The sequence below is a fragment of the Exilibacterium tricleocarpae genome (genome assembly GCF_007004655.1).
Classification (GTDB): Bacteria; Pseudomonadota; Gammaproteobacteria; order Pseudomonadales; family Cellvibrionaceae; genus Exilibacterium; species Exilibacterium tricleocarpae.
In genome coordinates, this window is sequence record NZ_ML660093.1 from 164,179 (window position 1) to 179,916 (window position 15,738).

Annotated in this window: 17 protein-coding genes; 9 read left to right on the forward strand and 8 right to left on the reverse strand. The window is 55.1% G+C overall.

All coding sequences use genetic code 11. The features are described 5' to 3' along the window. The first annotated feature begins 42 nt into the window (after positions 1–42). The 4 genes from FKG94_RS12295 to FKG94_RS12310 all read left to right on the forward strand — a co-directional run bounded on the left by FKG94_RS12295 (position 43) and on the right by FKG94_RS12310 (position 3,767). On the forward strand, positions 43–810 hold the full coding sequence (locus tag FKG94_RS12295; RefSeq protein ID WP_142904630.1) for a hypothetical protein: 768 nt from the start codon (positions 43–45) through the stop codon (positions 808–810). A 34-nt stretch (positions 811–844) separates the two neighbouring features. After that, positions 845–1,690 carry a mechanosensitive ion channel family protein gene (locus tag FKG94_RS12300; protein WP_142904631.1) on the forward strand — a complete coding sequence of 282 codons (846 nt, stop codon included), beginning with the start codon at positions 845–847 and terminating at the stop codon, positions 1,688–1,690. A 100-nt stretch (positions 1,691–1,790) separates the two neighbouring features. After that, complete coding sequence (gene rimK, locus FKG94_RS12305; RefSeq protein WP_142904632.1) at positions 1,791–2,696, forward strand: 30S ribosomal protein S6--L-glutamate ligase; 906 nt, start codon at positions 1,791–1,793, stop codon at positions 2,694–2,696. Positions 2,697–2,699: 3 nt separating this feature from the next. Continuing rightward, complete coding sequence (locus FKG94_RS12310; RefSeq protein ID WP_142904633.1) at positions 2,700–3,767, forward strand: succinylglutamate desuccinylase/aspartoacylase family protein; 1,068 nt, start codon at positions 2,700–2,702, stop codon at positions 3,765–3,767. A 6-nt stretch (positions 3,768–3,773) separates the two neighbouring features. On the opposite strand, the gene FKG94_RS12315 is transcribed toward FKG94_RS12310, so the two are convergent. Further along, a complete protein-coding gene (locus tag FKG94_RS12315) occupies positions 3,774–4,277 on the reverse strand; it encodes a Dps family protein (RefSeq protein WP_142904634.1) in 504 nt (167 codons plus the stop codon). Positions 4,278–4,331: 54 nt separating this feature from the next. Then, positions 4,332–4,517 (reverse strand): hypothetical protein, encoded by a 186-nt coding sequence (locus tag FKG94_RS12320; RefSeq protein WP_142904635.1) that lies wholly within the window; start codon positions 4,515–4,517, stop codon positions 4,332–4,334. An 85-nt stretch (positions 4,518–4,602) separates the two neighbouring features. Here FKG94_RS12320 and FKG94_RS12325 point away from each other — a divergent pair, with 85 nt between their 5' ends. Further along, entirely contained in the window at positions 4,603–5,283 is a 681-nt protein-coding gene (locus tag FKG94_RS12325) for a hypothetical protein (protein ID WP_142904636.1), read from the forward strand. A gap of 122 nt (positions 5,284–5,405) precedes the next feature. On the opposite strand, the gene FKG94_RS28740 is transcribed toward FKG94_RS12325, so the two are convergent. From FKG94_RS28740 to FKG94_RS12340, 4 genes are all read right to left on the reverse strand, one after another. Next, entirely contained in the window at positions 5,406–5,546 is a 141-nt protein-coding gene (locus FKG94_RS28740; RefSeq protein ID WP_179957617.1) for a hypothetical protein, read from the reverse strand. A gap of 175 nt (positions 5,547–5,721) precedes the next feature. Further along, positions 5,722–7,464, reverse strand: coding sequence for a mechanosensitive ion channel family protein (locus FKG94_RS12330; protein WP_142904637.1), 1,743 nt, complete (start codon positions 7,462–7,464; stop codon positions 5,722–5,724). 167 nt (positions 7,465–7,631) lie between these two features. Further along, positions 7,632–8,318, reverse strand: coding sequence for a universal stress protein (locus FKG94_RS12335; RefSeq protein WP_179957618.1), 687 nt, complete (start codon positions 8,316–8,318; stop codon positions 7,632–7,634). A gap of 888 nt (positions 8,319–9,206) precedes the next feature. Beyond that, positions 9,207–10,622 carry a DUF2254 domain-containing protein gene (locus FKG94_RS12340; protein WP_142904639.1) on the reverse strand — a complete coding sequence of 472 codons (1,416 nt, stop codon included), beginning with the start codon at positions 10,620–10,622 and terminating at the stop codon, positions 9,207–9,209. A 508-nt stretch (positions 10,623–11,130) separates the two neighbouring features. On the opposite strand from FKG94_RS12340, the gene FKG94_RS12345 reads away from it, so the two are divergent. The 4 genes from FKG94_RS12345 (at position 11,131) to FKG94_RS12360 (ending at position 12,689) form a co-directional block, all read left to right on the forward strand. Next, positions 11,131–11,307: a DUF1328 domain-containing protein gene (locus tag FKG94_RS12345; protein ID WP_142904640.1), complete on the forward strand. Its 177-nt coding sequence runs from the start codon at positions 11,131–11,133 to the stop codon at positions 11,305–11,307. A 324-nt stretch (positions 11,308–11,631) separates the two neighbouring features. Further along, positions 11,632–11,820: a hypothetical protein gene (locus FKG94_RS12350; protein WP_142904641.1), complete on the forward strand. Its 189-nt coding sequence runs from the start codon at positions 11,632–11,634 to the stop codon at positions 11,818–11,820. 149 nt (positions 11,821–11,969) lie between these two features. Beyond that, positions 11,970–12,419: a PA2169 family four-helix-bundle protein gene (locus tag FKG94_RS12355; RefSeq protein ID WP_142904642.1), complete on the forward strand. Its 450-nt coding sequence runs from the start codon at positions 11,970–11,972 to the stop codon at positions 12,417–12,419. A 111-nt stretch (positions 12,420–12,530) separates the two neighbouring features. Next, a complete protein-coding gene (locus FKG94_RS12360) occupies positions 12,531–12,689 on the forward strand; it encodes a YqaE/Pmp3 family membrane protein (protein ID WP_142904643.1) in 159 nt (52 codons plus the stop codon). A 55-nt stretch (positions 12,690–12,744) separates the two neighbouring features. Here the strand turns inward: FKG94_RS12360 and FKG94_RS12365 are convergent, their stop codons facing one another. Both FKG94_RS12365 and FKG94_RS12370 read right to left on the reverse strand, forming a co-directional pair. After that, positions 12,745–13,902, reverse strand: coding sequence for a phospholipase D-like domain-containing protein (locus FKG94_RS12365; RefSeq protein WP_142904644.1), 1,158 nt, complete (start codon positions 13,900–13,902; stop codon positions 12,745–12,747). Positions 13,903–14,153: 251 nt separating this feature from the next. Continuing rightward, the gene (locus FKG94_RS12370) at positions 14,154–15,548 is read right to left on the reverse strand and encodes a sigma-54-dependent transcriptional regulator (protein ID WP_142904645.1); all 1,395 of its coding nucleotides are present in this window, start codon (positions 15,546–15,548) and stop codon (positions 14,154–14,156) included. Positions 15,549–15,738 lie beyond the last annotated feature (190 nt).

Here is a 15,738-nt window from a genome sequence, read left to right on the forward strand (position 1 = left end):
GGTGCTTTGTGCACAAAAGCGGTTTGGTGAAGGATTAATGGTGTGAGCTATTCGTTTTCGGACAATACAGTGGTAACGGAACAAGCCGTGCAAGTGGGCGATTGTCACTGCCTGGTGTTCGGGTCGCTGTTTGCGCAGGTGCAGCGCCACAACCACGAGTGGCGGGTCGAATATACCTATGGCAGTGCGCCCGCGCAGGAGCGCCTGGCGACCTACGGCGCGCCCAAAATCTCCAGGCTGGTGACCAGTACCACCGACGGTAAGCTCAGCACCCGGCTCAGGCTCGCTGATCGCCCTATCGTATCGAGACCCACCGATGTGTTGGAAGTGTTGCCCGATAACACCGCGGTCATTTATATCAGCACGACACTATGGATTTCCATATGGGTGGCAGAACAACAGTTGGTGGAGCTGCCGGCAGCACAACTGTCTGATACCTGGTTTGGGCCCAACACCTACGAGGGCGAAGTATGCTATGCCAGCACCACCCGCGCGCGGCTCGACGCGGCGCTGCTGGAGCCGGTACCGTTCAAAGCGGTGACGCCGGTAATGATCCACAATAAAAGCGACGTTAAGCTGGTGCTGGAACGGGTGAACCTGCCGGTGCCGTTTCTGACCCTCTATGTGGTCAATGGCGAGTATTGGACATCCCCCGTGCGGGTGACGGTGGAGGCGGACTTGAGCCGCGCCAAGATCGATATCGACCCGGATCATCTCAAGCGGGAGGAGGAAAAAACACAGCTTGCCGAACCCCGTAAAGGTAGCGGTAAAGGTGTGTTGGACAAAGCCATCAATTTACTGCTGGCATAGATCAAACTTGTATGAAAGCGTATAGAGACTTGCCATGGAACAGATAGAAGTGCTCAAAAGTGCCTGGGATTGGAGCAACGTTCTGCGTGCCCTGATTCTGGTGGTGGCCGGTTTTTTTGCCGCCCGGCTGGGCAGCAAGCTGGCCCGCTACCTGTTGCTGGAGCGTTTGTCGCACCACGCCCTGGCGCTGGTCGGGCGCGGTATTTTCTGGCTGCTGTTCTCGCTGTTTCTGATCAGCGGTTTTCACCAGTTGGGGTTTAAGCTGAGTGTCTTGCTGGGTGCGGCCGGGATTCTGTCGGTGGCGCTGGGGTTTGCTTCCCAGACATCGGCCTCGAACCTGATTTCCGGCCTGTTTGTGTTGGGTGAGCGCAGCTTTTCCATCGGTGACATCATCCAGGTCGGCACCACCACCGGAGAGGTGTTGTCGGTGGATTTACTGTCGGTCAAGCTGCGCACCTTCGATAATCTCTATGTGCGGATTCCCAACGAAACCATGATCAAGTCGGAGGTGACCACTCTGACCAAATACCCGATTCGCCGTTTTGATTTACTGGTCGGCATCGCCTATAAATCGGACATTGCCAAGGCCCGGGAGGTGTTGTTACAGGTCGCGGAAAGAAACCTTTTGTGCCTGGAGGAGCCCAAGCCGCTGTTTATCCTGAAGGGGTTTGGCAACTCCTCAATCGATATCCAGTTTTCCGTCTGGACTACACGGGAAAACTGGCTGGCTTTGAGAAACAGCATCCAGGAACAGGTAAAACAGGCCTTTGACGATGCCGGTATCGAAATACCTTTTCCCCATGTGAGCTTGTACACCGGTGCCGCTTCGGCACCGTTCCCCATTACCCTGGTCGACAGGGACGAGCATGGTCGATATTAGGTGCTGCCGCACTGGTTTGCACGTTGCGCCGGCGTAGTCTTTGCACAGACCTTTTCGTATCGAAGCGCCGACTGTTCACTGAATTTAAAGGAAAACCATTATGAAAATAGCGATATTGTCACGCAATAGAAAACTGTATTCCACCCGCCGTCTGGTCGAGGCTGCCAAGCAGCGCGATCACGAGGTCCGGGTGGTCGATACCTTGAAGTGTTATATGGACATCACCTCGACCAAACCGGTGGTGTGGTACGGTGAGGAGAAGCTGGTCGGCTATGATGCGGTAATCCCGCGTATTGGCGCCTCGATTACCAACTACGGACTGGCCGTTATCCGTCAGTTCGAAATGATGGGCGTCTACTGTTTGACGGAGTCGGTGGCGCTCGGACGCTCGCGCGACAAACTGCGCGCCCATCAACTGCTGTCACGCAAAAATGTGGGCATGCCCAACACCAGCTTTGCCCACGATATCAACAATACCAAACATCTGATCAAACTGGCCGGCGGTGCGCCGCTGGTGGTAAAACTGTTGGCCGGCACCCAGGGGCGCGGGGTGATTCTGGCGGAGACGGCGAAGGCGGCAGAGAGCGTGATCGACGCCTTTCGTGAGCTGAAGGCAGACATTCTGGTGCAGGAATTTATCAAAGAGGCCGGCGGCAGCGATGTGCGTTGTCTGGTGATCGGTAACCGGGTGGTGGCGGCGATGCAGAGAACGGCCCAGGCGGGTGAGTTTCGCTCGAACCTGCACCGGGGGGGAACGGCGGAGCTGACTAAACTCACACCGCTGGAGCGCCGCACGGCGGTGACGGCTGCGCAGACCATGGGGTTGCATGTGGCGGGTGTGGACCTGCTGCGTGCCGAGCGGGGGCCGCTGGTGATGGAGGTCAATTCGTCCCCGGGCTTGGAGGGGATTGAGAGTGCCACCGGCAAAGATGTTGCCGGGGCGATTATTCAATTTATCGAAACCAATGCGAAACCCAACAAGACCCGCACCCGCGGCAAGGGCTGAGTTATGCCGAGCAAAAATACCCCGATCGAAATAGCCGGTGTGACGGTCCGGCCTGGTGAGTACAAAACCATCGATCTGCCGCTGGCGGCGATGTACACCCACAACGATGTACAGATGACAGTTCATGTTATCTGCGGCAAGCAGGCCGGGCCGGTGCTGTTTATCTCTGCGGCTATCCACGGCGATGAAATCAACGGGGTCGATATCATTCGGCGCGTGCTCAAACGCAGGCAGCTAAAGAGTATCAAGGGTACCCTGGTCGCTATCCCGGTGGTCAATGTGCACGGTTTTCTGAGTCATTCACGCTATTTGCCGGATGGGCGCGACCTCAACCGTACTTTTCCGGGGGGCAGTAAAGGATCACTCGCGGGCCGCATTGCCAATACTTTCTTTAGAGAAATCGTCAAAAAATGTACTCACGGTATTGATCTGCATACCGGTGCGAGGCATCGCAGTAATCTGCCCCAGGTGCGGGCGGATCTTAGCACCGAGGCGGTGAGAACGCTGGCTCACGCCTTTGGTGTCCCCGTGATTATCGACTCTAAAATCCGCGACGGCTCCCTGCGCCAGGCTTGCAGTGACGCCGGTATTCCAATCCTGCTCTACGAAGCGGGGGAGGCGTTGCGCTTTGATGAAATTTGTATTCGCGCCGGCGTCCGGGGCGTCGTTAACATTATGCGGGAAATTGGTATGCTGCCCCGGCTGAAAACGGCCACAGCGGTGCGTAAACCGGTGGTTTCAACCAATACCACCTGGGTCAGGGCGCCCCACAGCGGCATCTTGCGCGCGCTGGTGCCGCTCGGTGCCAAAGCCGAGAAAGGCAGTGTCCTGGGGGTGATCGCTGACCCGCTGGGGGTGAGCGAGTACGAGGTGGTGGCGCAGGCCGACGGTATCGTTATCGGACGCACCTACCTGCCGCTGGTCCACGAGGGGGAGGCGTTATTCCACCTGGCCCACTATGAAATGAAAACTGACAAGGTCCTGGGCCAGGTTGAAAAGTTCCAGGAAAAACTGGAGCCGGAGACCACCATGGTGGCGCCGCAGAGCGCCACCGATGCACCGATTCAATAGCCTCCGCTACGCCAGCAGTGCCCGCAGCATCCAGGCATTTTCTTCATGTTGACCAATGCGTTCAGTCAGCAGGTCGGCCGTTTTCACGTCGCCCACCCGATCGGCCTCGGAGACCGCCTTGCGCAGTTTGCGGCTGCATATCTCATTGCCGTCAACCAACTGCTGGATCATTTGCTCGGCGGTGGGCATTCCGGTTTCCTCCTCGACCGAGGCCACCAGTTTAAACTGGTGAAAGCTGCTCGGGGCGGGAAAGCCGATGGCGCGAATCCGCTCGGCGAGGGTGTCGATAGCCTCGGCCATATCTTCGTATTGCTCTTCGGTGAGTTTATGCAGGCTGTAAAATAGTGGGCCCACCACATTCCAGTGAAAACCCTGGGTTTTGACATAGAGCAAGTAGGTATCCGCCAGCGCTTCGGAAAGATAGCCGGCGAGGTCCCGGCGATCCTCGCGGGCAACGCCGCTGTGGGTTTCGACTTCCTCAGGTTTTGACTGCAAGATGGGGTCTTTCATAAATTGCCTCCTGATTGTGGGGCTTTGCCAATGTTACCGAGGCTTTTGCACAATTCATACCGCCGCACAATTCATACCGCCGCACAATTCATACCGCCGCATGTTTCGTACCGGCACCGTCAATACTCGCAAATGCCGGTCGATTTCAACCGATGAGGGGCAAAACCACCACGGATCGCCGGTGGTCCCGGGCGTGATATGAGCGCTCGGGTTGAAGCCGCAACTGTCAATCTTTGGCATAGCTATTGCTCCAGCACTGCCAAGGGGCCTACCGAGGTCCAGCTGATGTCACAGTTATTGATATTTGCCTGAAGGAGGAACGGATATGTTTGGTAGAATTTACAGAATCGGTTGTATTGTCTTCATTGGCGCACTGCTTGCTGCGTTTCTCGGCGCCTGTGCCGCGCCGACCAGCATCAAGTCGAACTGGCAGGACCCGACGTTTGCGAAGCCGCCGATGCGGAAGATCGCCGTGTTGGCGTTGTTTGAAACGGAGGCCGATAACCGCCGCTTCGAGCAGAGCGCAGTGGCGGCCCTGCGCGCCGGCGGCGTAGAGGCTGTTGAGGGGCACAATGTCATAGAGTCTGCTCGGGATTACTCCTACGAAGAACTGGAAGACAAATTGCTCAATGCCAACGCAGACGGTATCCTGATATTCAAATTGATCGCTATCGATCATGATCACGTTTATCGTCCCCCCACACCTTATGCCGCTTACAGTAATGTGCATCCACATGATCCGATCTACGATTACTACAACTCGACTGCGCATTATTATTCTTATTGGAGTGCCGGCCGGCAGGTAACCCGCAATCCTGCCTATTGGGAGGAGCGCGCCTACTATGTGGTCGAAACCACGCTGCATGAAAATACCGCTGATCGCCTGGTGTGGACGGCAGTCTCCCAGACCTACGAACCGGATGATATTGGTGAATTGTCGCGCTCGGTTATCGATATTGTCAGCAAGCGTTTACTTGAGGAAGATCTGGTGGCGGTAGAGCAGTAGCCGGTCTATGTTGATAGCGCCACAGCAGCGGCCACTCAATACCTGGTGAGATTCTCAGGCAGGAACAAAGGCAAATATATTGCCAGTCATTAAAGCAGGCGCGGGAAGCGCCTGGAGCCTTTTCAACCGCAACAAACAAAAATGCCGGCGGTATTCGGAAGGTCGGTTGCCAACCCGTAAATAATAAATAATAAAACAACGACAATTACCGCTGTCCCTATCATGGAACCGATTGAGCGACTTTCAGTTTTTTTTTCTTTCATAGCTGCATTTATCCTTTTTACACTACCCTGGTGTTTAACAGAGCCGCCTAAGCGTAAAGCAGGGCATCTCTGTTAGCATACCGTTGGTTGATAAGCTCTCTGAGAGGGGCTCTGTAAGGAAGGAGCAGCAAGTATCGAGCCAGACTATGGGGGATAACAGGCTGGCTCGAATATACTAATGGCCGGATTTAGGCTGAGCAGGTTGGTCCGACGCCTCGGCAGTGGCGGGGCTCGAGTTTTGTGTGTAATCATCCGGCTGCATATGGACAGTGAGTTGGGTAAAGGGAATGGTCCAGGCGTTTTTATTACACGCGTCCACCGCAGCGCGCTGGATAAAACGTTCGAGCGGTATATAATCTGCCGCTGCCGCACCGTCAAAAGCGGCGATAATCATCAAATCCAGTGAGGAGGCGCCGGCTTCCTTGAACTCCACCCGCAGCTCACCCAGGTGTTCGCCGTAGCGGCTTGTCTCGACTGCCTGGCGGATGTTGCGCTGCATGGCGGTCAACACATCAGTGGTGATTTTCTCCTGCAGTGAGTAATCCAGGCCAAACGTGACAAACAGGCTGAAGCCGCCGGATAAGTTACGCGGGGTTTGGGCCAGGAAATCCAGAGTCGGGTAGGTCTTTATCGCACCGCCGAACAGCTTCAGCTGAACGAACTCCGGGGTTTGCATGGCGACCTTCCCAAAGGTATCATCCGCCAGGATCAGGTAATCGCCGGCTTTGGTGGGGAACCAGGGTTCTTCCCGCGACCAGCGCCGCGAGATCAGTGTGTTCATCACCCGCATGGGTAAGCGCAGCCGCCCGCCTGTCAATACAGGGTTGATCAGCACGGAGTAAATATTCAGCCGTGATATTCGCCAGGGCAGGCCATTGTAGATCACGCGTTCTCCCTCGCGCGCCGGACCGATATTTAACAGAAGCCTTACTTCGTCCACGTACCGCGGCAGCGAGTTTCTCAAAGTGAAAGCCACCGCGACCAGGAAGATCAACAGCAGTGTCAGGATCAGCCAGTCACCCAGTGTATAAAGTGTCGCCAGCAAGGCAAAAGTAGCGGCGACGACGGTAAATACCTGAAAGATCACATGGGCCAGGCGCGAGAAAAGCCGACTTTCGGCGTCTTGGCCCCGCTTGATCCAGCGTTTCACCAGATGACTCGAGTACCTCAGCACGGCAAAGGTGATGATAAAAGCGATGATCGCCAGAAACAGATTCAAGCCGTGTCCGGTAAAAAACTCCTTCAACGCCCTGGCGATAACCGTGCCTTTGGCCTCGCTGTTGTCCAGTTTTTCATTGAGTTGGAAGCGCACCAGGTTCAATTCGCGCTCGAGGTCCTCGCGCCGCTCCTGCCAGCTTGTCAACAGCGGCGCCAGCGCTTTTTTCGTATCCTCGACCTCGACTGCGGCTATCAATATGCCTATCTCCTCAATGGCGATAGTGGCAGCTTCTATGCGCGTTTGCAGCGATGTTTCCCGGCTGCGCAGACTTTCAATCTGGCGCGGTTTTTCAGTCAGCTTCTTCAACTCGAAAAGAATTGGCCTGAGAATCTCCTTGACCTCGGTTTGCCAGTTGAAATCATTGACCGGTGCTTTCCTGAACAGGGATAAGTCGACAGCCCCGGTGGCGATTTGCTCGAGCGCGTTCTGCTGTTTTTTGAGCTGCTCGAGTACGTTCTGTCGCTGCGCTGCAAGGGATTCGATCTCTGCTTCCAGCTTGGTGGCTGCAAGCGACTTGTCGAGACGGGCTATTTCGGTCTTGAGACTGGATATCTCATCGATAATAACGGCAATCTGCTCGATGACTTCCGGTTCGATTTGGGCGGCATCGGCAGCTTGGTTCTCGTTTGCCGCTAACGGGGCCGACAGTCCCACCAGACAGATAATAACCAAAAAGAGGGTGCTTAACTTGGATTTCACGCTGTTTACTTTTCCCTGACTGTTGTCGATTTCCGGCCGGCAACGGATCACCGCAAATGAGGTCGTAGCCTGGCGTCCCGATATGGGGCCGCCATAGAGCACCGGAATGGGCGGTGGCCGTCAGTACCGGACGACGGCCAGGTTGCACTACCTTAACTGATAAGGTGTCAGTGCGACAATAGAACGGGCACTGGCGCGTTTTTCAGTATATTGCGGGTCGCGCCGCCCATGACCAGCTCCGCCAGGCGCGAGCGACCGTAGGCGCCCATTACAATCAGGTCGTTTTGCCTTTCCTTGGCGTGGGTCAGTAGTACTTCACTGATATCCGGCCCTGCGCGTTGCTCCCTGATCAGGGTCGGTTCAACATCGTGCAGGCGCAGGTAGTTGAGGAGGCCGCTGTCGGCTCGTTGGCGGAACTCCGCCGTTGCTGTTGTCGTCTTGCCCGAGAACACATCGATTTGCCCGGCGGTTTGTAAAAACGGCAGAGAGTCGCGCAATGCCCGCGCGGCCTCGCGACTGCCGTCGTGGGCTATCAGTGGATGTGAACAGGGCTCGGTTGCCGTGTAGTCGTCAGGTAGCATCAGCACTGCGCAAGCGCTGTTGACTGCGGTGTTGGCGGCGGCCAGAAACATGTCGTCCAGCAGATTACCCTGCGTGACGGTGCGGCTGAGGATGATCAAATCGTGATAACAGCTGTTTTGTGCCAGGGCCTGACTGAGAGGGCCACTGCTGCTTTCCCAGGGCGGTAGGGGTTTTAGAGTACGGATATGGTGCTCGAGTCGTGCCTGAATGCGCGATTTTTCCTCGGTAATATAGTATTTGCTGATAGGTAAGGCCTCTGGTTCCTGAGGCATATCCGCAGTTTCAGGGGACTGCAGTTTAAGGCTACTCGTTTGGGGCGGGGGCGGCTCGATATACAAACCTTTTAACAGAGACCCGAACCGCTGTGCTAAAACAGCAGCGATCTTCAGGCGACCGTCACACGCCTCGCTGTCGTCCAAGTGAATCAATATGCTCTTTATCGGCATTGAAAAAACTCCTGAAAAAGCTTTGGGTAGTGATCCAGGTTTTTTAAACTGGGTTTGTCGCGGCAGGATTTTTTGTGTCTTGTCCCAGGTGTGGATAATGCCGTCCGTAGTCGTTTGCCGAGAACTCTTATCGGTTTGTTTCAGTGAATTGAGGTGTTTTTCCAGTTTGCTATGTCCGGCTCTTGGTTTGGGGAACTCCCTGGTTATGGTGCAGTGCTGTTGCGTGAGCTGCTGTCGTCATTTTGTTGTCTCCGAATAATCCGTATACCGCCGGCTGCGTTGATACCTGATTCTCACAAGTATATGTGCCCGGCCTGGGTGGACTGGATTTTGACCATGTCCACCAATGTCCCACCCGGTTTGGATTCTAACTCGCAACTTCCTGCGGGTAGCAGGAGAACTGCATTTTGCGTGCCATCCATACGGATACCTGTCTAGGTACTACCGTGCCGATGTCGATGGCAACAGCGGTGGATATGCACTGGACTATGGTGGATTTCAACAGTCCTTCCTTGCAGTCAACTGTTGCAGATATTACACACCTCGATCATGGTATTACTCTTGAAGTGATATAGGTCCTGGATGCGTTCGTGCTCAAGTAAGGAAGTGGGGAAGGGACTATCGATGGCCTATGCTACTGTGGTCGGCAAGTATGGGGGAGCGTTTTCCGAGAATGGAGGGGGAGAGCGGAGTTGTCACGCAGCAGATTATGAATTAGGTTCCCCCGGCCAACCAGTGTTCACGTAACAGGTGCCGGTTCACAAGCATGGGGCTGGCGGCGATGCCCTCCAATATGGCCTTGCGTCTTTGTAGCTCCTTTACGTCGCCCTCACAGTGTTGTTGTTTCGCGCGTTCCAACATTGGCGTCAACAGTGACAGTAGCGTCTGGCGCTGCGATTGTAATGGGCAGGAGATGACAACCCGCCCGATCGTGGTGAGAAAGTGCAAGGCGGCATTGCGATCGGTGGCGGCGTAAGCACTGAGGCGTGTGTACGTGGTTTGGGTAAACTCCGTGAAGTCGACCTGCCGGTACAGCAGGCGCAGTGTGCCGTCTTCGTCCAGATAATCCGGTTTATCGACCCGGCGTGTCGCGAGACAGCGACAGGCGCTACTCAGCCAGTCCATGCAATCCATTGCCGTAAACGGGTCGTTGATACCCGGCGACAAGGCCCGCACCGCGATTTCCACCAGTTCGTTGGAGAGAAAAAGAATGTCCTGCGCAGGCGTGCGTTTGGTGCCGATGATAAATGCTTTGTCCAGGTCTGGCGCCGCCAGTGTGTTGGCGGCATCCGGTGTGATTGTCCAACCGAGGCAACTGCTTTGACTGAGGTAATCCCCCGGCCGGCAGTTGACTACAATGGTGCCGTCGATATCACAGGCTATGTTGTGAAGGTAGTCGAGGTCGAGAAACTGTAAATAGCCATTGCCGCTGGATTCTATGCTTTGGCTGGCTTGTATATCGATTTTGTCTACAACCAACTCTGCGTAGTCGGTGGACTCCTGCGTGTCTGCCGCCGGCTGCAGGCTGTTGGGGTAGATAACTTTTATTCTGTCGATCAGCGATGCCCCGATATCCGCGATAACGTTGGAGGCGTGAATTGATGCCGGTACATGATGAATGAAGTAAATCAATACGCAGATGCTGGCGATCCCCAACAGTACGCCGAATGCCACGGCGATATGCGGCACAAAAGCCCCGGTTACCCCCGCGTCGCCCGGCTGCAAAGTCGGTACGTCGGCGTTGGCAATAGTGCGCAGTACCAACAGGCAGTAGAGGAAAGTGGCGATAAAGGTTCCCAGTGTAAACTGGTTGCCGCGGTCTTCCATAAAATTTGTCAGCAGGCGTGGCCCGTACTGGGTGGTGGCGTAGGCGACAGAGGCAATGGTGATGGAGAAGGTGACGCCGGCGACCGTAATCATCGACCCGGCGATTGTCGACAATAGAATACGGGCACCTTCCGGTTTGGATAGATAAAGCCATTGGAGATACTGCGCATAGGTGTTTTGTAAATACTGGTTATTCGCCGTCAGCACATGGGCCAGGAGAAAGGCTCCGACAGCCATCAGGCTCGGAATAAACCAGTAGCTGCCTTGCAGGCTATCCCAGAACTTTGCCAGGCGGTTTAGCATCGCCGGTAGTCTCCCCTGGTGAGTGGAGTCTGCATATTGCACCAGTGCGCAAGAAAGTTCACGTTTTCCGGTTACCCTATATAGACCCCGGGCGGGGGCACTGGGGGAAAAGGCCCGGTTGGGTGGTGAGAACCACCTTGGCAGGTGCCAACCCCCTTAGCAGGTGCCAACCCCACCCCCGAACGCAAGGAACGTGGTTGCCTTCGGATGGCGCTATGACTGTGCATAGTTTGACACTGTAAAAACTTCTCTGGGTTCGCAACCGTTTATTCCAAAGGTCGGGCGCGGGTTTCGACGTCTGTTGTTTGGTCGATGTAACTCTTTGGCATACTTCCTGCTTTAACCCTGGCAATGAGGCTGTCAGTTACGACTAGCCAGATGACGAGGCCTCTCTGATTTACTATCGAGTCGAGTGATACGGAGAGTTGCCTGGGGCCTCAACGGGCGAATACACCCTGGTTGTTGCCGGGGTGGTCGAGAGTTCAAATGACGCACGAGGAGAAGGGTTATGTTGAGATGGGCAGTGATATTTTTTGTGATTGCACTGATAGCCGCAGTTTTGGGTTTTGGCGGTTTGGCGGGTACGGCCGCCGGTATTGCAGAAATTTTGTTCTTTGTCTTTTTGGTGTTGTTAGTAATCACTTTGGTTATGCACCTGGTAAAGGGCCGGCGTCCGCCGTTGTAAAGAGCTTGGGCGGCAGGCCCTGCCTCCAAAGTATATTTAGCTAACTATCGGCAGAGGCCTATGTTAAGTTACAAGCGGCCCTTGTAAATGTTAACTGCCTGTAATTGTCTTATGATGGCCAGGTAGCCTGTGGAAGGTGTTAGCGAAGTCAATAACCGACTGAAAGCCGTGTCCCGTTAGCCGGTTCTGTAGTTTGGTGATTTGTTCAGTGGGGTTGGCTTCAGGCCGTCCCGGCGCCTTTGGGCGCGAGTGTCACGGCACTCGAGTTCAATGTAGTAGAGTTTTCAATTTTGTAAAATGTTCAACTTATAAAAGGAAAGTCTTATGAAATACTTTTATTCACTGTTTATTATACTCACCCTGGCAATAGGGGTAGTCGGCTGTGAGGAGGGACCCGCTGAAGAAGCTGGCGAGAAAATAGATCGCGCCCTGGACGATGCTGGTGATGCAGTCAAGGATGCCGGCAATGCAGTCGAAGATGCGTGTGAAGATGTTACCGGTGAGAACTGTTAAGCGGCAAGTGATGCTCGAGGCGAGTACAGCAGCCCGGCAGCCGCAACCGGCAGCCGGGTTATGCTGCCTGGGGAACATCGAAATGGTTTCTTCGCAAGCCATGCCCTCGATGGTCCCCCAGGGTTAGCCGAGCGCTAGGGGGCTATTTTATGGAAGATGTAGGTGCAAGCGAGAAAAGCCATATCAGTGACATTGTTAAGGCGCTGAATAGCGGTGTAGATTTTTACACCCAGGCGCGGGACAAGGTCAACGATCCCGCGCTCGCAACCTTGTTTGAATTCACGGCAAATAAGCGCCGGCAGATCATAGAAAGGTTTCAGCCCTACATCGAAGCTGAAAAAGGGGCGCCGGAAGAAGGGAATTCTTTTGTCCTTGAGACACGCAAACTGTACACCAACATTCTCGCGCTGGTGGTCCCCGATTCAGAGTATGCCTACATCCAACAGTTATACGAAGTTGAAGAGAATACGTTGAAAGCCATTATTGCCGCCCTGGACGAAGAGCCCGCTGTCGACTGCCGTGCCGTGCTGGTGAACGCTTACGACGAGGTCGGAGAGTGCCAGGATAAATTGCGGGCCCAGATAAAAACCAGGAAGTGAATCCACCTTGCGGCGCGGACTCGGGTAAGTGAGACCGCTCCTGTTGTGCCGCTTAAATGGCGTGGTTTGTCAGGTGTGATTGGCACGACAGCGTGTTATTGAGGAGGCATTATGGATTTTATTCGCGTATTGGTGGCGATTTTGCTGCCACCCTTAGGCGTGTTTCTGCAAGTCGGTATCGGTGGCGCGTTCTGGTTGAATATACTATTGACGCTGCTGGGTTATATTCCCGGCATTGTACATGCCGTTTGGATTATAGCCAAGAAGTGAAGCCCGCAGCCGAGGCCCGCAGTATTGGATGAGTGCCGGATTTGGCACCGGCCTCTCAGAGTTGCTCGATCAACAGGCGAGCAAGGCGCTCCTTGGCGCGCAGCCAGGTGCTGCGGCCTTTCCATGCAGCGAGCGTTAGTTGCTCGGCGTGGCTGCAATCGGCAATGAAATCACTTTCCAGCTCGGCGGCTAACGCGGGCGATAAAACAACAGCGCAGCACTCTTCATCCTTACCCAGGGAGCGGTGATTCAGATTAGCCGATCCCACACAAGCCAGGGTGCCGTCGACCGTCATCAGTTTCGCATGCAGCATGGTGCGCTGGTAAATCCATATCTTGACGCCACCGGCGAGCAGACGCTCGAAACTGAGCTGCCCGGCGAGCTGCGGAAGCCGCTTGTCGATGTACTTGCCGGGCAACAGCAGGCGTACCTCCACGCCCCGTTGTGCGGCAGCACAGAGTATGTCGACCAACTTCGCGTCGGGTACGAAATAAGCCGTTACTATCGTCAGGGATTGCCGGCTCACCGACACCAGCGCGCGCAGCAGGGAAGCCATTTCGGTCCACCCGATAGTCGAGGAGGCGCGCACAATCTGCACGGGCTCGCCGTCGGGGTGCGCCGGTGTCGGCGTGCGTTGCCCGTCCCAGGTCCAGTCGCCCGCTTCGTTCCAGTTGTCGAGAAAGGCGGATTTCAATCCCCGAACCGCCGGGCCATCCAGCTTGAAATGCGTCTCTCGCCATTCACTTGGGTTACTGGCATTTCCCTCCCACTCTTCGGCAATACCCACGCCGCCGGTGAAGCCGATGCGGTCGTCGATAACGAGAATTTTGCGATGCGTGCGTTTGTCGTTGCGCCACAAACGCCAGGTGGCGAGCGGGCGAAACCAACGCACTTCGACACCCGCGCTTTGCATTTTCTCTACCAGGGTTACGGATATCGTTTTTGCCCCAAAAGCGTCCAGCAGTACCCGCACGGTTTTACCCTCGCGGGCTTTCGCAGCCAAGGCATCCGCGAAGCGCCGGGCTATGTCGCCCTGCCAGTAAACAAAAGTTTCAAAGTCTACGCTGTCTTGCGCCTGTGCAATTGCCGCCAGCATGGCCGGGAAGATCTCAGCTCCGTTTTGCAGGGCTTTCAATCGGTTGCCATCGATAAAGGGAACCCCCAGTGCGTACTCCAATTGAACTTGGTAATAAGTAATGTTTTTACTATGCATATTGTAAATCTTTCAATTCTTTATGTTTGTTTATCCGGTGGTCCGAACATCGAGTCAAGGTACCGGTCAAGAGGATTGAGGTTTTGACGCCGGCTACATTCTATACGACCCCATGCCGGCTGGCATGTTTTAGCCGCTACGGTTGCCACTGAACAACGCAGAAATGTGCACGTTGCAGCAATAGTAAGAAAATAATATCGGCGTAATATAGGTTGTCGCAGGCGACCAGAAAGGGGTGCTGTTAGTGATTGTCAGGAGGTCTGCAAATCGTATTTCTGGATACGGTAGCGCAGCGTCTCCCGCGTAGTACCCAGCACCCTGGCGGTTTCTGCGATGTTGTAGCTGTTGAGTTGCAGTGCGGTTTGAATGATATGGCTGTCCATTGCGTCCAGTGACATGCTGCCGTCCAACTGGATGGTAATGGTGTCGCGGGATGCACCGGCGCCCATAGCTTTCGCGGACCCGGGTGTACAATTTTCCTCCAGTTGCAGCCATCTGATCGGAAATTCCTCGCCCGATGACAGTAGCACGCAGCGCTCGATAACATTGCGCAATTCGCGCACATTGCCTGGCCAACCGTAACTCAGCAGTTTCTCCCATACCTCGTCCGGTACTATTTCCACATGTTTATTGGCTTTGGCATTGTATTCCGCCACAATGCTCGGCAGCATTTCAACCAGGTCGTCCTTGCGCTCCCGCAACGGCGGCAGGGTTACGCAAAAGACACTCAAGCGGTGATAGAGGTCCTCGCGGAACCTGCCCTCAGCGGCTGCCTGCTCCAGATTGATACCGGTGGCGGCGATGATCTGTGCGTCCACGGTGATTTCGCGTTCGCTCCCCAGCCGACGCAGCCGCCTGTCTTCGATAGCCTTTAACAGTTTAGTCTGCAAATCGATATCCATGTCACCGATTTCATCCAAAAACAAGGTACCGCCGTCGGCCTGTTCCAGCAGCCCGCGGTGGCGGCTTTTGGCCCCGGTAAAAGCGCCGGCTTCGTGGCCGAACAACTCTGACTCTATCAAATCCCTTGGCAGGGCGGCGCAATTGAGTTCCACCAGCGGGCCGTTTTTGCGCAGGCCCGTGTGATGGATGATGCGTGCCGCCAGTCCCTTGCCGGTGCCGGTTTCCCCGGTAATGATCATGGTGCTGATCGGCACCTCGGCCAGCCGCCGCAACATGTCTTTCAATGTTCGCACCGCTTCGCTGTTGCCCACATAGGCATCGAGTTGATAGCGTTTGGTATCGGCTGCGGAGTAGCTCTGCAGGCGACGGGTTGTCTGGGAAGCACGCAGGGCGCGCTTGAGCACCTTGTCCAGGCGCCTTTGATCAAAGGGTTTTTCCAGAAAATCGTAGGCCAGCTCATCGATGCGTTCCATATCGGTATCGCCATCGGCTGCGATGGCAAATACCCACTCGCTGTAGTCGATTTGCTGGTGCAATTCCTCCAGGTAATCGAGGATATTGCCGTCGGGCAGTCCTAAATCCGCGATAATTACATGGGGATTGAGTTCGTCTTCAAGCAGGTAATGCCGCGCTTTTTCGACACTGGTTGCGACTTCGACCTGCCAACCTTTTTTGCGGTAATACCGGGCAATACCGCCACCGGTATCGGCGTCGTGCTCAATTACGAGTAGTTTGTCGGCCATGGCGAGGTCCCTGAGGAGGTTTACCATCCAGTGATCGGGATTATACGAGACTTCTCAGTCCGACTGTTAATATATTCTGCCCGGTCAGTCTTTGTGAATGGGAACCGGTGTTTCCAGGTTTTACAGGACAGGGCTCCTGTTGGCTGGTACAGAAAATGCTTGCTGAAGGCCAGTGCGCGCAAGGCAATAG

Bases quoted from the DNA above. Each gene is read 5' to 3' on its own strand.
- FKG94_RS12300 (WP_142904631.1), top strand. From the start codon at position 845: ATGGAACAGATAGAAGTGCTCAAAAGTGCCTGGGATTGGAGCAACGTT.
- rimK (WP_142904632.1), top strand. From the start codon at position 1,791: ATGAAAATAGCGATATTGTCACGCAATAGAAAACTGTATTCCACCCGC.
- FKG94_RS12310 (WP_142904633.1), top strand. From the start codon at position 2,700: ATGCCGAGCAAAAATACCCCGATCGAAATAGCCGGTGTGACGGTCCGG.
- FKG94_RS12315 (WP_142904634.1), bottom strand. From the start codon at position 4,277: ATGAAAGACCCCATCTTGCAGTCAAAACCTGAGGAAGTCGAAACCCAC.
- FKG94_RS12320 (WP_142904635.1), bottom strand. From the start codon at position 4,517: ATGCCAAAGATTGACAGTTGCGGCTTCAACCCGAGCGCTCATATCACG.
- FKG94_RS12325 (WP_142904636.1), top strand. From the start codon at position 4,603: ATGTTTGGTAGAATTTACAGAATCGGTTGTATTGTCTTCATTGGCGCA.
- FKG94_RS28740 (WP_179957617.1), bottom strand. From the start codon at position 5,546: ATGAAAGAAAAAAAAACTGAAAGTCGCTCAATCGGTTCCATGATAGGG.
- FKG94_RS12335 (WP_179957618.1), bottom strand. From the start codon at position 8,318: ATGCCTCAGGAACCAGAGGCCTTACCTATCAGCAAATACTATATTACC.
- FKG94_RS12340 (WP_142904639.1), bottom strand. From the start codon at position 10,622: ATGCTAAACCGCCTGGCAAAGTTCTGGGATAGCCTGCAAGGCAGCTAC.
- FKG94_RS12345 (WP_142904640.1), top strand. From the start codon at position 11,131: ATGTTGAGATGGGCAGTGATATTTTTTGTGATTGCACTGATAGCCGCA.
- FKG94_RS12350 (WP_142904641.1), top strand. From the start codon at position 11,632: ATGAAATACTTTTATTCACTGTTTATTATACTCACCCTGGCAATAGGG.
- FKG94_RS12355 (WP_142904642.1), top strand. From the start codon at position 11,970: ATGGAAGATGTAGGTGCAAGCGAGAAAAGCCATATCAGTGACATTGTT.
- FKG94_RS12360 (WP_142904643.1), top strand. From the start codon at position 12,531: ATGGATTTTATTCGCGTATTGGTGGCGATTTTGCTGCCACCCTTAGGC.
- FKG94_RS12365 (WP_142904644.1), bottom strand. From the start codon at position 13,902: ATGCATAGTAAAAACATTACTTATTACCAAGTTCAATTGGAGTACGCA.
- FKG94_RS12370 (WP_142904645.1), bottom strand. From the start codon at position 15,548: ATGGCCGACAAACTACTCGTAATTGAGCACGACGCCGATACCGGTGGC.